This window comes from Deinococcus aerolatus (assembly GCF_014647055.1).
GTDB classification, from domain to species: domain Bacteria; phylum Deinococcota; class Deinococci; order Deinococcales; family Deinococcaceae; genus Deinococcus; species Deinococcus aerolatus.
In genome coordinates, this window is sequence record NZ_BMOL01000007.1 from 1 (window position 1) to 13,157 (window position 13,157).

Annotated in this window: 11 protein-coding genes and 1 pseudogene; 6 read left to right on the forward strand and 6 right to left on the reverse strand. The window is 67.7% G+C overall.

The window, feature by feature from the left end; all coding sequences use genetic code 11:
• Positions 1-94: 94 nt before the first annotated feature.
• The 4 genes and pseudogenes from IEY31_RS08775 to IEY31_RS08790 all read right to left on the reverse strand — a co-directional run bounded on the left by IEY31_RS08775 (position 95) and on the right by IEY31_RS08790 (position 3,068).
• Positions 95-1,330 carry an ABC transporter permease gene (locus tag IEY31_RS08775; RefSeq protein ID WP_188971330.1) on the reverse strand — a complete coding sequence of 412 codons (1,236 nt, stop codon included), beginning with the start codon at positions 1,328-1,330 and terminating at the stop codon, positions 95-97.
• Positions 1,331-1,361: 31 nt separating this feature from the next.
• Positions 1,362-2,096, reverse strand: a complete 735-nt coding sequence (locus IEY31_RS08780) for an ABC transporter ATP-binding protein (RefSeq protein WP_188971331.1) — start codon at positions 2,094-2,096, stop codon at positions 1,362-1,364.
• Between the two features lie 407 nt (positions 2,097-2,503).
• Positions 2,504-2,701: pseudogene (locus tag IEY31_RS08785) on the reverse strand (helix-turn-helix transcriptional regulator); the annotation flags it as partial.
• A gap of 4 nt (positions 2,702-2,705) precedes the next feature.
• Positions 2,706-3,068, reverse strand: a complete 363-nt coding sequence (locus IEY31_RS08790; protein WP_188971024.1) for a hypothetical protein — start codon at positions 3,066-3,068, stop codon at positions 2,706-2,708.
• A 485-nt stretch (positions 3,069-3,553) separates the two neighbouring features.
• Here IEY31_RS08790 and IEY31_RS08795 point away from each other — a divergent pair, with 485 nt between their 5' ends.
• From IEY31_RS08795 to IEY31_RS08815, 5 genes are all read left to right on the forward strand, one after another.
• Positions 3,554-4,060: a transcription initiation factor IIE subunit alpha family protein gene (locus IEY31_RS08795; RefSeq protein WP_188971026.1), complete on the forward strand. Its 507-nt coding sequence runs from the start codon at positions 3,554-3,556 to the stop codon at positions 4,058-4,060.
• Between the two features lie 184 nt (positions 4,061-4,244).
• Positions 4,245-4,424, forward strand: a complete 180-nt coding sequence (locus IEY31_RS08800) for a hypothetical protein (RefSeq protein WP_188971028.1) — start codon at positions 4,245-4,247, stop codon at positions 4,422-4,424.
• Positions 4,425-4,498: 74 nt separating this feature from the next.
• Entirely contained in the window at positions 4,499-5,197 is a 699-nt protein-coding gene (locus IEY31_RS08805) for an endonuclease III domain-containing protein (protein WP_188971332.1), read from the forward strand.
• Positions 5,198-5,376: 179 nt separating this feature from the next.
• Positions 5,377-6,912, forward strand: a complete 1,536-nt coding sequence (locus IEY31_RS08810) for a B12-binding domain-containing radical SAM protein (RefSeq protein WP_188971030.1) — start codon at positions 5,377-5,379, stop codon at positions 6,910-6,912.
• A 111-nt stretch (positions 6,913-7,023) separates the two neighbouring features.
• Positions 7,024-8,010, forward strand: coding sequence for an N-acetyltransferase (locus IEY31_RS08815; protein WP_229723440.1), 987 nt, complete (start codon positions 7,024-7,026; stop codon positions 8,008-8,010).
• A 26-nt stretch (positions 8,011-8,036) separates the two neighbouring features.
• On the opposite strand, the gene IEY31_RS08820 is transcribed toward IEY31_RS08815, so the two are convergent.
• Both IEY31_RS08820 and IEY31_RS08825 read right to left on the reverse strand, forming a co-directional pair.
• Positions 8,037-9,533, reverse strand: coding sequence for a CHASE2 domain-containing protein (locus IEY31_RS08820; protein WP_188971032.1), 1,497 nt, complete (start codon positions 9,531-9,533; stop codon positions 8,037-8,039).
• On the reverse strand, positions 9,517-11,118 hold the full coding sequence (locus IEY31_RS08825) for a FecR family protein (RefSeq protein ID WP_188971034.1): 1,602 nt from the start codon (positions 11,116-11,118) through the stop codon (positions 9,517-9,519). The genes IEY31_RS08820 and IEY31_RS08825 overlap by 17 nt, the downstream gene beginning before the upstream one ends.
• A 63-nt stretch (positions 11,119-11,181) precedes the next feature.
• On the opposite strand from IEY31_RS08825, the gene abc-f reads away from it, so the two are divergent.
• Entirely contained in the window at positions 11,182-13,098 is a 1,917-nt protein-coding gene (abc-f, locus tag IEY31_RS08830; RefSeq protein WP_188971036.1) for a ribosomal protection-like ABC-F family protein, read from the forward strand.
• The last annotated feature ends 59 nt before the right edge of the window (positions 13,099-13,157 follow it).

Genomic DNA, 13,157 nt, shown 5'->3' on the forward strand with positions numbered 1-13,157 from the left:
GCGTCACACCCGATTCTGAACCCAGCAGATTCCCTCCCGCAATTTTGGATGGCCTGTCCTCCAGCCTCTAGGCGGCACTACCGTAAGGAAAAGCTCAGTTCCTGAAAATCACTTCCTCTCGCCCGAACGAACGTAGGGCCAGCAGCGACAGCAGCGCCGCGCCGATCAGGTTCGCGAGGATGGCCAGCAGGATCTGATCGGTCTGCGCCGCGCCCTTGACGATGTTCAGGATCGAGACCATCGAGCCGAACAGCGGCACGGCGTGGACGGCGGTGCCCAGGGTCAGGAAATCGGCGAACTGCAGCATCACGGCGGGCAACACGATGATCAGCGTCAGCGGCGCGATGTACGTCTGCGCCTCCTTGAAGCTGCGGGCATAGATGCCGATGGCGATCAGCACGGCGCTGATGATCAGGGCGGCGCTGGCCGCCAGCCCCAGCATGGCCAGCGTGCCTCCGGGGGTCAGGGTCAGCTGCCCGCCCATGGACCCGGCGATGTCCGCCCCCAGGCCGCTGCCGCCTTTCAGGAACAGGGCCGCCACCAGCCCGCTGATCACGAAGCCCACCACGCTGAAGCACGCGCTGGTCAGCGCGGTGATGGTGGTGGCCAGCAGCTTGCCGGTCACGACCTCGGCGCGGCGCACCGGCGAGACCAGCAGGCTTTCCAGCGTGCCGCGCTCCTTTTCACCGGCAGTGGCATCAATCGCGGTGGCCATACCGCCCGACAGGATGAACTGCAGCATCAGAAAGGGAATCAAAAAGGCCAGCTGCCCGCTGCTCTGCTCCTGCTCAGGGCTGGCGTCAACGGGCTGGATCGTCACAGGCGTCAGGGTGTCTGCGCCCAGGCCCAGGCCCTCCAGACGGCTCAGGGTCAGGGTGCGGTTGTAGCGGTCGACCACCTGTTCCACCTTGCCGTAGGCCCCGGCCTGTGCCCGCAGGCTGCTCAGCTTGGCGTAGACCTCCAGGGTCCCGCTGCCCTCACCCGCACGGGTGGGCAGCGGGGCCGGGGCACGAACCGCAGCCTCGACCTCGCCGGACTGCACCGCCTGTGTGGGGTCCGTCACGGGAACCAGGGTGACGCCCGCGCGCACCGTCTGGCCGTTCACCGTCTCGTCCTGCTCCAGCGCGGCCCGCAGTTCCGGGGGCAGGGTGCCCACCACGCCCACCTTCTGCCGCTCCTGCTGCTGCCCACCGATAAAACTGCCCAGCAGAACGGGCAGGCCCAGCGACAGGGCCGGAATCAGGATCAGCGGCATCAGGATGGTGGCGGCCAGGGTGCGGCGGTCCCGCAGGGTGGACAGCAGGTCACGGACGGCGATGCGCCAGACCATGTCCAGGCGGACGGCGCCCGACGTTCTGGGTTCAGACCGCACGCTGCTCACCCCCGCGCACCAGCGAGAAGAAGGCGCGTTCCAGGCTGGCCTCCCCGGTCCGGGCCAGGATGTCGGGGATGCGCCCCACCGTCAGCAGCCGGCCCTCGTGCAGGATCGCCACCCGGTCACACACCTCCTCGGCCTCGGACATGACGTGGGTGGAGTACAGGGTCAGCCGCCCCGGCGCGCGGGTCGCCAGCACGAAATCCAGCAGCGTGCGGCGGGCAAAGATGTCCAGGCCACTGGCCGCCTCATCGAGGATCAACACCGGCGGGTCCTGAATCACGGCACGGGCGATCACCACCTTCTGCTTCATGCCGGTGCTGTAGTCCCCGGCGCGCACGTCCAGGGTGCGGCCCAGTTCCAGGCCCGCGTCCAGTTCGGCAATGCGGGCCTCAGTCTGGGCACGGGTCATGCCGTACAGCCCCGCAAAGGACCGCAGCACCTCGCGGCCAGTCAGGCGGGCGGGCAGGCCCATGCCGCCGTTGACCACGCCCACCCGGCGGCGCACCTCCTCGGGCTGACGCAGCACGTCGTGCCCGTCCACCGATGCCGTGCCGGACGTCGGTTGCAGCAGGGTGGCCAGAATCCGCAGCAGCGTGGTCTTCCCTGCGCCGTTGGGACCCAGCAGGCCGAAGACCTCGCCCTCAGGGGCACTGAGCGACACACCACTGAGGGCCTTGAATTTGCCGTAGGTCTTGGTGACATTCTGAATATCGAGCATGGTTCTGGATTGGGACATGGTTCTCCTGGGAAAGTGGGACAGGCACAGGGTGAAAGGGGTTGGGGCGGAAGCCGGGGATCAGGGTTCAGCCCTCATGACAGGGGCCGCTTGAAGTAGTGGAAGACGCCGCCCAGCCAGGTGTCGACCAGCGTCCAGCCCTGCTGCTGCAGCTCGTCGCGCTGCTCGCCGCTCAGCAGGCCGCCCAGGCGCTGGTACAGCCAGCGGGGACGGGTGTCCTGTTCCCCTGCGGCGCGGCGGAACGACAGCGTGCCCAGCCCCACCCCGGTCAGCTCCCAGCCGACCTCTCCCATCTCGCGCAGGATGCCCAGCTCGTTCAGGGCGGTGGCAAAGCGGGTCTGGTAGTCGAAGCCCGGTTCCGGCAGCAACGCGGCAGACAGCGGCTGGCCGGGCCGCTCCGGATCGATGAAAATTTCCTCGATGGTCCCCCCGAACAGCCGCGCGATCCGGAAGGCCAGCGGCAGGCTGGGATCGTACTTGCCGGTTTCCAGCGCATTGACGGTCTGGCGGCTGACGTCCAGCTCGGCGGCCAGATCGGCCTGGGTCCACTGCCGAGCGGTGCGCAGCCGGCGAATGTGGTTGTCCACCGCCCTATGGCTCCCGGTGACGCAGGGCCAGCACCGCCGAGGCCACCGCCCAGCTCAACATGCCCACGGCGTAATAAACGAAGGTGGGGGTCTGGAATTTAAAGGCCGCTTCCAGGGCGATCAGTGCACCAGCCACCACCATCGTGACCAGGAAAGCGATGCTGGTGGCCTGCATCTGCAGGGCGCGCATGTACTCGTCCATCAGCAACACGGCCCGAACAGTCAGTACCGCGAAAAACAGCGGCAACGTCGAGAGGATTCCGAAGCCCATGCCCTTGACAAAGCTGAAGAATTCCCCATCCCCACTCTGGCCCATGGCTACCAGTCCGGCGGCCAATACCGCGAGCGCGCCACCAGTCAGTGCCATGGTCCCTGCGACACGCTGCACTTTCTGGCTGCGGCTGCCCCCAGCAGAGGCGCTACGGGCTGACATGGGCGTCATCTCAGGTCTCCCTGAAGGGTGTGGCTTCCGCTGAGTCTGGGCTTAGTGGTCAATAGTGACATCGGATTCAGGCCATGGGTTGGTGCGGACAACGAATGGGTGCAGGTCATGTCAAATCTCCTTGACTCGAGAGTACGGTTTCCTTGACTAGAATGTCAAGCCAGGTTGACTTTGGGAGGAGGCACTCTGGCCCGCTTCCTCAAGGTCAACTTTCTGTACCCTCATCAAAAATGAGAGAAAGTATGTGACAATAGGAGAGTTGCGCCGCTGAGCGCAGCTGTCATCGGCAGCCGTATTAATGCAATTTTTTTTGGCGATCCACGCGCCACATCGCTTCTCTTGGAATTTGTCACGGTGCTCTGGGAATAGTTGTTGCGCCGCTCCTGAAATTCCTATTCGGAGGACATTGAATGTTTAATCCCCCCACCCTTGAAGATCTGCAGGAAACCCGCCGCGCCAATGAAAAGCTGGTGCTGAGTGCCCTGGACAGCAAGCCCGAATGGGTTGAGACGGAGCTGGCCAAGACCACCGGTCTGGCCCTGTCACACCTGCGCGCCGCGCTGGCAAGCCTGCTGGACCAGGGGCGCGTGCGCCGCCTGCCCGGTACCGGCACCCGCGCCGTATACGGCCTGGCTGATCCCGGTCTGGCCGATGTGCCCGCCACCCCGCTGACCAGCGACGCCAAGAAGGTCCGCGACTACCTGGAAGGCCGCGCTGACAGCGCCCTGTACATGAGTGAGCAGCTACGCATGACCCGCGAGGACGTGATGAGCGCCCTGAGCCTGCTGAACGCGCACGGCATGGTCACCTGCACCTTCGTGGGCAGCCTAGTTATCTTCCGCATGAAGGAAGTGCAGGCGCTGGGCGCAGAGCAGACCGCTCCCGCCGCGACCGGCAAGAAAAAGCAAGTCGCCTGAACTGAGCACCCCTGAACCAAGCTTACTTGGACCAAGCGCAGCTGACCTGAACACGTCGCAGCGCCGCCGGACTTCCCTTCACGGGGAGGTCCGGTTTTTTCAGCGTCCACGCCGTCCCTCTGCCTAAAGCCCCCTTTAGTCCTTTCGCGCTCAGGGCCGGAACCGGACATGCAGGCTGGGGGGCATGAGCGACGACCTCAAGCCGGGCTACGACCCCGCCAACCAGTCTCCCGCCGAGGGCCAGAGCCATCCTATTCCCGAGGCGGACCGGGGCAAGGCCCCCAACACTGATCCTGCGGACAAGGATGGTCCCGCCGAGGGCGGGCGCGGCGCCGTAGAAGACGACAGCACCCCCGGCAGTTAGGCGGCACGGTGAGTGCCGAAGCTCCGCTGAATGCAGCCCGCCCGGATGAGGAGCGGGCTGAACTGCTGCGGTGGATGAAGAGCAGCTTGCACGCCGGGTACGGGGACCGGCATCTTGATCCCCGCCGCGAGCCAATGCACGAGCTGATCAGCACCATCCTGTCTCAGCGCACGACCTGGCAGGACGAGGCCGCCGCCTACGACGAGCTGTGCGAGATCGGTGACTGGGACGCCATCATCGCCGCGCCTACCGATGTGGTGGCCCACGCGATCCGCCGCAGCAACTACCCGGAGAGCAAGGCCCCACGCATTCAGGAGACCCTGCGCCGGATTCGTGACTCGCCGGGCGGCTATAACCTGGAATTCCTGCGCGACCTTCCCAGCAAAGATGCCCTGAAGTGGCTGACCGACTTGCCCGGCGTGGGCGTCAAAACGGCCAGCCTGGTGCTGCTGTTCAACTACGCCCATCCGGTGTTTCCAGTGGATACCCACGTCCACCGCATCACGACCCGCGTCGGTGCGATTCCGCTGATGGGCGAGGCGGCGGCCCACCGGGCACTGCTGAAAGTGCTGCCCGAGGACCCTTCTTTCCTGTACGAGCTGCACCTGAACCTGCTCAGGCACGGCCAGCAGGTCTGCACCTGGAGTCGCCCCAAATGCGGCGCGTGTATCCTGCGCGAGCGCTGCGACGCCTTCGCCCTCTTTGGCGACCGGGTGCCGAGTTTCAGCGAAACGGTGAAGGCCAGGGGCAGGGCGGCAAAGCAGCCGGGCTAAGGCCCTAGCCGGCTGTCTCTGGGAGATTACCCTCCTGGCGCGTCCGTCCACCGCTACACCCCACCCAATCACCCATTCGCTGCCCCCAGACGCGCTATATTGGGCGGCTGTGACGCGCCCGCCTCTGTGCTGAGATCAAGCCATCTCCGGGGCCGCCGCGCGCACACCCCGGAGGAGTTTTGAGTTACTGGCGCAATACCATAAAGCCCTTGCTGGACGATGAAACGGGCACGATGTTCAAACACGCCCCGGTGCGTGTCACGCTGGCCTTCCCCAACCGCTACAGCGTGGGCATGGCCTCGCTGGGGTATCAGGTCATCTACCGCATGTTCAACAATGAGGACGGGGTGGCCTGCGAACGCGCCTTCCTGCCCGACGACGTGGACGCCTTCGAGCGGCTGGGCCAACCTTTGCCCACCGTGGAAACCGGGCGTGAGGCGGGGGACTGCGAACTGTTCGCCATGAGCGTGTCGTTCGAGCTGGACCTGACCAACATCATCCGCCTGCTGGACGTGGCTGGGATTCATCCCCTGCGCGAGGGGCGCGACGACACCGACGCCATCGTGATGATCGGCGGGCCGCTGACCAGTAGCAACCCGTATCCGCTGTCCCCCTTTGCCGACGTGATCGTGATCGGCGACGGCGAGCAGATTATTCCGGTGGTGTCCGACGCGCTGCGCGAGGCCTCCTCCCGTGAGGATTTCTACGATCTGATCGACGGCATGCCGGGCATCTTCCTGCCCGCTCGGCACACGCACGAGCCGACCTGGGCCACCGCGCCCAAGGAGCTGCTGCCCGCCTACAGCCAGATCGTGACCCCGCACAGCGAGCTGAGCAACATGTTCCTGGTAGAAGCGCAGCGCGGCTGCCCGCGCCCCTGCACCTTCTGTCTGGCACGCACCATGTACGGCCCCAACCGCAACAACGGCGGCCAGGAACTGCTGGACGTGATTCCCGACTGGGCGCAGAAGGTGGGGCTGGTGGGTGCGGCCCTCTCGGACTTTCCTCACACCAAGTTCGTGGGGCGCACGCTGACCGAACGCGGCGTCAAGCTGGGCGTGTCCAGCATCCGCGCCGACACGGTGGACACTGAGCTGGCCGAGATCCTGAAGGCGGGGGGCCTGCGGACCTTCACCGTGGCGTCCGACGCGCCCAGCGAGCGCCTGCGGCGCTGGCTCAAGAAGGGCATCACCACCGAGGACCTGCTCAAGACCGCGCAGATCAGCCGGGATCTGGGCTTCTCGGGCCTCAAGGTCTACATGATGATCGGGCTGGGGCCGGAGAACGACGACGACATCAGCGAACTGATCGCGTTCACCAAGGAACTAGCGGGCATCAACCGCATTGCGCTGGGGATCTCGCCGTTCGTGCCCAAGCGGCACACGCCGCACTTTGCCGACCCCTTCGGGGGCGTGGCGGTCATTGAGGCGCGGCTCAAGCGCATTCAGAAGGAGCTGCGCCGCACTGCCGAACTCCGCAACGTGTCGGCCAAGTGGGCCTGGGTAGAAAGCGTGATTGCGCGCGGCGGCCCCGAGATCGGCATGGCGGCGTACTCGCTGTACCGCAACGAGAGCATCGGCGCGTGGAAGAAGGCGCTGGACGAGATCGGCTGGGTAGATGAGTACGGCGACAACGACGCCTCGTCCATCTCGCTGCCGCCGGGCCAGTACGCGGCGCGGGGCGTCAGCGCGCACGCCGATGGACTGGCGATCTAAGGCCCCTCCCCCGCATCCAGCCCCCCTCCCCTGCGGAGGGGGCTTTTTGCTTCCGGGCGCATCCGCTGATTGGCCCATGCGCCCGCCATTTATGCTGTGCTGTACTCGCGCATGAACTCCACCGCCCCTTCTCCACTGCCCGATTTCCCAGACTTCCAACCTCGCGAGGGCAGCCCCGCGGACTTCCCGCTGCTGGCCGATTTTCTGAGTGTTGCCCACCCGGACGCGCCCAGATCCGTGGTGGATCTGGAACGGCTGGAAGCGGGCCGGACCCCCGGCGAACCGCACCGACGCCTGCTGGCCCTGCGCGGCGACGAGATCGTGGGTCTGGCCGAGACCGGTGTGCCGCGCATGGACGGGCATCCCGGCTGGCTGGAAGTGATGATTCGCACCCGGCCCCAGGAGGCGGGCGGGGAGCTGGCCGAAACCCTGCTGAGGCTGGCCGAGGGCCACGCCCTGGCCCACGGTGCCCGCACACTGCTGGCCCAGGTCCATGAAGACTGGTGGGAACACGACTTTCTGCGGCAGCGCGAGTATGCCGAACATGACCGGATGTGGAACAGCACCCTTGATCTGCGGACGCTGGACTTCGCCCGGTTCTCGGGGACGCAGGAGCGGGTGGCAGACGCTGGCGTGACAATTCAACCGCTCTCGGCCCTTGGAGACTTTGACGACGCGGGGCAGCGCCGCTTCTACAGGCTGGTGGCCGCCCTTCTGGCTGATGTGCCCAGCACCACGCCGGTGAGCCTATGGCCCTTCGAGGTCTGGCAGCGCCGCGCGGGGCACAAGATGTTGCCGGAAGGCGTGTTCATCGCCGTGGCCCCCGGCGGCGGGTGGGTGGGCCTGAGCGAACTGTACCTGCCCATCGCCACACGGCCCGGCACCCTCCACAACGGCCTGACCGGCGTTCTGCCAGAGTGGCGCGGCCACGGCGTCGCGCTGGCCCTGAAACTGGCCGCTGCCCGCGCCGCCCTGGGACGAGGCTTCACGCATTCGCGCACCGGTAACCACAGCGTCAACCGGGCCATGCTGGCGGTCAATACACGCCTGGGCTTCGTCCGTGAGGGCGCGCGGGTGACGTTGCGGCGCGACGTCTAGCGGCGGCCCTTACAGACCCCTACTGCCTACTCGCGCCACTGCTCGCGCTGGTACTTGATGCGGTAGCGGCTGCGGCTGGCAGCCTCGATCAGGTCGGTGGGCGTGGCAATTTCCGGATTGGTGCTGGCCCCGCCGACACTGGCATGCAAGGGGGAACCGCGGAAGGTCATGCCGTCCAGCGACAGCTGCAACCGGCGGGTCAGGTCCATCAGTTCCACCGGGGGTGTGTTGTCGAGCAGCACGGCGAATTCGTCCGGACCCCAGCGGAAGATCAGGTCACGCTGCCGTTTGTGCTGCATGATGCGGCCGGCCAGCTCGCGCAGCAGCTCGTCCCCGGCGGCCTGACCGTACGCCGCGTTCACCTTGCGGAATCCGCTGAGGTCCACCAGCAACAGGCCCAGGGGCCGTTTGTGGCGGCCCTGCCAGCGCTGCTCGATGGCGCGGGTGAACGCCAGCCGGTTGCCAAAACCGGTCAGCGGATCGTGCAGGTCCGTGCTGCGGACCGCCTGCCAGCGTTCCAGCATCACCAGCGCGCTGCCCAGGATGGCGCACAGCGACAGTGTGACTCCCGGCAAAAGGATGTTGAGCAGCCAGTACGGCACTGCCAGTGCCAGTGCCAGCAGCGCCAGACCAAAGCCCCACAGGCCGCCGGCCAGCACCGACACCACGGCAATCAGCGCCCCGGCCAGCATGACGGCCCACAGCGGCAGCGAGGCAAACGGCGGGCTCAGCAGGGTGGACACGGCCCGCGCCTGCATCTCCACACCGGAAACCAGCTGCCCGCTGACGTCGCGCACGGCTGTTCCGGCGCCGCTGGCGGTCAGGCCCAGCAGCACCACGCGGTTCTGAAAGTCGCCGTAGCGGATGGTGCCGTTCACCACTTCGCGGAAGGGAACCACCGGCAGGCGCTGGGGGTCCGGGGCGCTGTAGCGCAGGATGCGTGGCTGCGGGTCCAGCGGAACCGGGCGGCCCGCCGCCACCGCCAGCTGCCGCGCGAGGCTGGGGGCCAGCCCACCGGGCGCGGACGGCTCAGGGTAGGCCGCCTGAAACGAGCGCACAATGCCGTCCCGGCTCAGGTTCAGGGCGCTGACGCCGATGGGGGCCAGCCAGCCAGGCCGGACGGCAGCGGGTTCGCCGGGGGCCGTCGCCAGCACCACTCCAGGGCGGCTGAACACGGCGGCCAGCCCGGCATCGTTGTACTCCGGATCGCCCAGCAGCACGTCGATGCCGACGGCAGCCGCCCCGGCCTCGTCCAGGGTGTCCAGGGCCTGACGGTACAGTTCGCGCGGCCAGCTGCCGATACGGCCGTAGTCCCTGAGTGTGGCGTCGTCGATGCCCACCACCAGCACCCGCCCGTCCGGGGGGCTGGGAAAGGCGCGGTTCAGGGCATCCCACAGCAGGGTGTTCTCCATCTGCCCCCAGGCCAGCAGCGCTGCCAGCACAGCCGCCAGCGGCGCAGTGAACCGCCGCATGGGGCGGGAGGCACCGGGATGGCCGGGGGTCAGTTCACGGAAGCCGGACATGGCTCCGGTTGTCTGCCTCGTCCTGCAGGGTCAGCGTGACCGCCGCCCCGGCCTCCGCCAGCGGCACGGCCCAGGAAAACCGTCCATCCACACCAGTGTCCATAGACTGGGTGTCCACAGAGCGGGTGAAGCTCTGTCCCCCCACCTCGACGCTCAGGAGAACACGCGGGGAACCGGCGTCCACCACCGCGCCGGCTAGCGTCAGGACGCGGCCCTCACGCCGGACCGTCAGATCCTCGACCCTCGGGGGGGTGCGGTCCACTGTCACGGTCTGGCGGCGCTCCAGCGTCTGCCCGTAGCGCTGCGCCCGGACGCTCACGACATATCCGCCCTCGGGCAGGGTCTCCTGCAGGCGCTCCAGCCGGAAGGTGCCGTTCTCACCGGCCAGCGACACGGTCTGTCCGGCCACCGTCAGGGTGACCTGCGCGTCCGGAAGGCTGCGGGCGGCCAGGGCCAGCTCCTGCAGGCTGCGGCCCGGCAGGTCCAGCTGCAAGGTCAGGCGCTGCGCCCGCGCCGCATCCTGCGCGATGTTGAACCGGTCCACGGCGTCGGGTTGCAGGGCGGCCACCTGCCCACCCGCGCCGAGCTGCCGTCCCTGCCCCAGGGTCTGATCCGGCCGGCCCGGCAGCGCCACCTGGCCGTCAAACACCTTGACCAGGCCGCCGGCATCCACCCGGAAGACGGTGCCCCGGACCGCCGTGCTGACCACCGGCGTGTCGATGCGGTAACCGCCCTGTCCTCTTTCCACCACATTCCAGGCGGTGCCGCGCACCAGCCGCAGCTGCACCTCCCGGCCCTGGCTGGTGCGCTCAATGCTCACCACGCTCAGTTCACTCTGGGCGTTCAGGCGCAGGTATCCGCCGCCCGCGAACCCTATCTCGGCCCAGGCGTCGGCCCCGGTGTTCAGCGCCGCGCCGGGTTGCAGATCGTCACCGACCACCGCCACGCGTGCGGCTTCCTGCTCCCGCACCGTCACCGACCCGCGCGTGGCCTCCACGGTTGCCTCACCCATCCCTTTGTACTGGGCGGCGTACCACGCGTCATCCTCGCGGAAGACCGTGATCACGCCGCTGCCCAGAGCGATCTGCTGCCCCGCCGCCACGTCAATGGTCCGGCCCCGCAGCGAGATCCGCAGGCGTCCCGCGATGACCGCCACGCGCTTCTCGGGGGCGCTGAGGTCAACCCGGAACTGCCCCGCGCCGCCCATCACCACATGGTGCCCCACAACATGCACCGCCACCGGCCCCATAAGGAAGAACCGCCCGGACAGCAGGTCCGCCTCGTCGCGGTAGCGCCGCAACTCGGACGTGCTGCCGATCACCACCTGGCCCTGACGGCCCGGCTGCACCACGGCCCGGCCGGTGCCGGTGCGCAGCCGGGTGGTGACCTCGGTGGGGGTGGTGGAGGCCCGCCATATGCCGCCCGGCCCCAGAAGCTCCACCCGGCCCTGCGCCTGCTGCAGGGTGGGCGACGCGGTCACCCCAGCTTCCGCGGGGGCCTGAGCGCCGGCCAGACTGCCCAGAGTCAACAGCGTCAGGGAGACGCGGCGCTGGGGCGTGGGGCGGGAGAAAAGGGCGGGCACCATAACTGATTTTCCAGTTTACGAGAAAAGCCTGACAAAAGGGCGTCTCAAGGTATACTAAAGGGCGTGCTTGTTGCTGTCCAGGACGCCATCAAAGATTACGGTCCCGCGACCGTGCTCTCCGAGGTCACTTTTGCTGTTAGGGGCGGTGACCGCATCGGTCTGGTGGGGAGGAACGGGGCGGGCAAAACCACCCTGCTGCGTCTGCTGACCGGGCAGATCCAGCCGGATGGGGGCAGTGTGCGCCGCGCGCCGGGCGTGCGGGTGCGCTCGTTGCAGCAGGACCCGGTGTTCGACAGGGGCGCAACGGTAGACAGCGTACTGAACGCCGCGTTTCATGATCTGGATGCTCTGGAAGCCGAGCTGGACGAGGCCGCCCGTGCCATGGGAGCTGGAACGCCCGAGAGCGTGCTGCGCCACGAGGAGATTCTGGAGCATTACGTCCGGCGCGGAGGCTTCGAGCGCCGCAGCCGCAAGGACGCCGTGACGCTGGCCTTCGGGTTCCGGGGCCGTGAGGGCACGCTGGCCGAGAGCCTCAGCGGCGGCGAGCGCACCCGCCTGGGCCTCGCGGCGCTGCTGGTGGAAAACCCGGACGTACTGCTGCTTGACGAGCCCACCAACCACCTGGACATCGTGATGGTGGAGTGGCTGGAGAATTTCCTGAGCCGCTACCCCGGCGCGGTGCTGGTGATCAGCCACGACCGCACCTTCCTGGACCGCGTGACCAATGAGACCGCCCACCTGCGCGGCGGCACGCTGCGGACCTATCCCGGCAACTACAGCACCTTCCGCGCCGCGCTGGACGCCGAACTGGAGCAGCAGGCCGCCCGCGCCGTACAGGACGCCCGACAGATCGCGTCCTTGCAGAGCAGCGCCGACCGCATGAAGATCTGGGGCCTGGGCATGAGCAAACTGGCCCGGCGCGCGGCAGCCATGCAAAAACGCGTGGACCGCATGCAGGCCCGCGCCACCGCCGCCCCGCCCCCAGAGCAGCGCAGCGCCCGTATCACCTTTCACGCGCCGGGCAGCGGCGACATCGTGCTGGACGCCCGGCACCTGACCCGCCGCATTCCGGTCGAGGGCGGAGAAACCCGGTTGCTGTACGAGGACGTGAACGTGCAGGTGCGCCGGGGCGAGCGCGTCGCCATCATCGGGCGCAACGGGGCAGGCAAGACCACGCTGCTGCGGGCGCTGCTGGGCCTGGAGCCCAGCGACGACCCGCGCGCGCGGGTGCTGACCGGGGCGCGAGTGGGCGTGGGCTACTACGATCAGGCGCTGCGCGGCGTCTCGCCCGACCAGACCCTCTACGACGTGGCCCGCGAGTACGTCCAGAAAGACCCCCAGGCCCATGACCTGCTGGGCACCTTCATGTTTCCCTTCGATCAGCACGACAAACCCGCCCGCATCCTGTCCGGCGGCGAGCGGGCGCGACTGGCGCTGCTGAAGCTGGCGCAGGAGGACCGCAACCTGCTGGTGATGGACGAGCCGACCAATCACCTGGACATGGAGATGGTCGAGGCCCTGGAAATCGCCCTGGAGGACTTTGACGGCACGCTGCTGATGGTCAGCCACGACCGCGCCTTTATCGAGGGGCTGGCGGACCGCATCTGGCTGATCGAGGACGGCCACTTCTACGAGTACCCCGGCTGGGAGGACTACCGCGCCAAGCACCGCAGTCTGGCCGAACGGGAGGCCGAGGAAGAGCGGGAAGCGGCGCAGGCCGAGGCCAAGGCCGCTCCCAGAACCGCCGCTCCAAAGGGCAAGGGGCTGTGGCACCTGAAACGGGAAGTGGAGGCTATCGAGGCTGACATTGCCCGCCTGGAAACCGAATTGGAAGCGGCCCAGGCGGCCCTGAATAGCGCTTCCCCCGACGCCGACTTCACCGCGCTTGGCCGTGCGGCCCACGACCTGGAAGTGGCGTTGGAACGCAAGATGGAAGAGTGGGGCGAGAAGGGCGCGGAGGTTGAGGAGAAGGAAGGTTGATTACTTAGACCAGACGTAACAAAACACCCCCCATACCGGGGGGCGTTTGCTTTTAACCC

Coding starts and splice junctions, on each gene's coding strand:
- IEY31_RS08780 (WP_188971331.1), bottom strand. CDS start 2,096: ATGCTCGATATTCAGAATGTCACCAAGACCTACGGCAAATTCAAGGCC.
- IEY31_RS08790 (WP_188971024.1), bottom strand. CDS start 3,068: ATGGCACTGACTGGTGGCGCGCTCGCGGTATTGGCCGCCGGACTGGTA.
- IEY31_RS08800 (WP_188971028.1), top strand. CDS start 4,245: ATGAGCGACGACCTCAAGCCGGGCTACGACCCCGCCAACCAGTCTCCC.
- IEY31_RS08820 (WP_188971032.1), bottom strand. CDS start 9,533: ATGTCCGGCTTCCGTGAACTGACCCCCGGCCATCCCGGTGCCTCCCGC.
- IEY31_RS08775 (WP_188971330.1), bottom strand. CDS start 1,330: ATGGTCTGGCGCATCGCCGTCCGTGACCTGCTGTCCACCCTGCGGGAC.
- IEY31_RS08815 (WP_229723440.1), top strand. CDS start 7,024: ATGAACTCCACCGCCCCTTCTCCACTGCCCGATTTCCCAGACTTCCAA.
- IEY31_RS08825 (WP_188971034.1), bottom strand. CDS start 11,118: ATGGTGCCCGCCCTTTTCTCCCGCCCCACGCCCCAGCGCCGCGTCTCC.
- IEY31_RS08805 (WP_188971332.1), top strand. CDS start 4,499: ATGAAGAGCAGCTTGCACGCCGGGTACGGGGACCGGCATCTTGATCCC.
- IEY31_RS08795 (WP_188971026.1), top strand. CDS start 3,554: ATGTTTAATCCCCCCACCCTTGAAGATCTGCAGGAAACCCGCCGCGCC.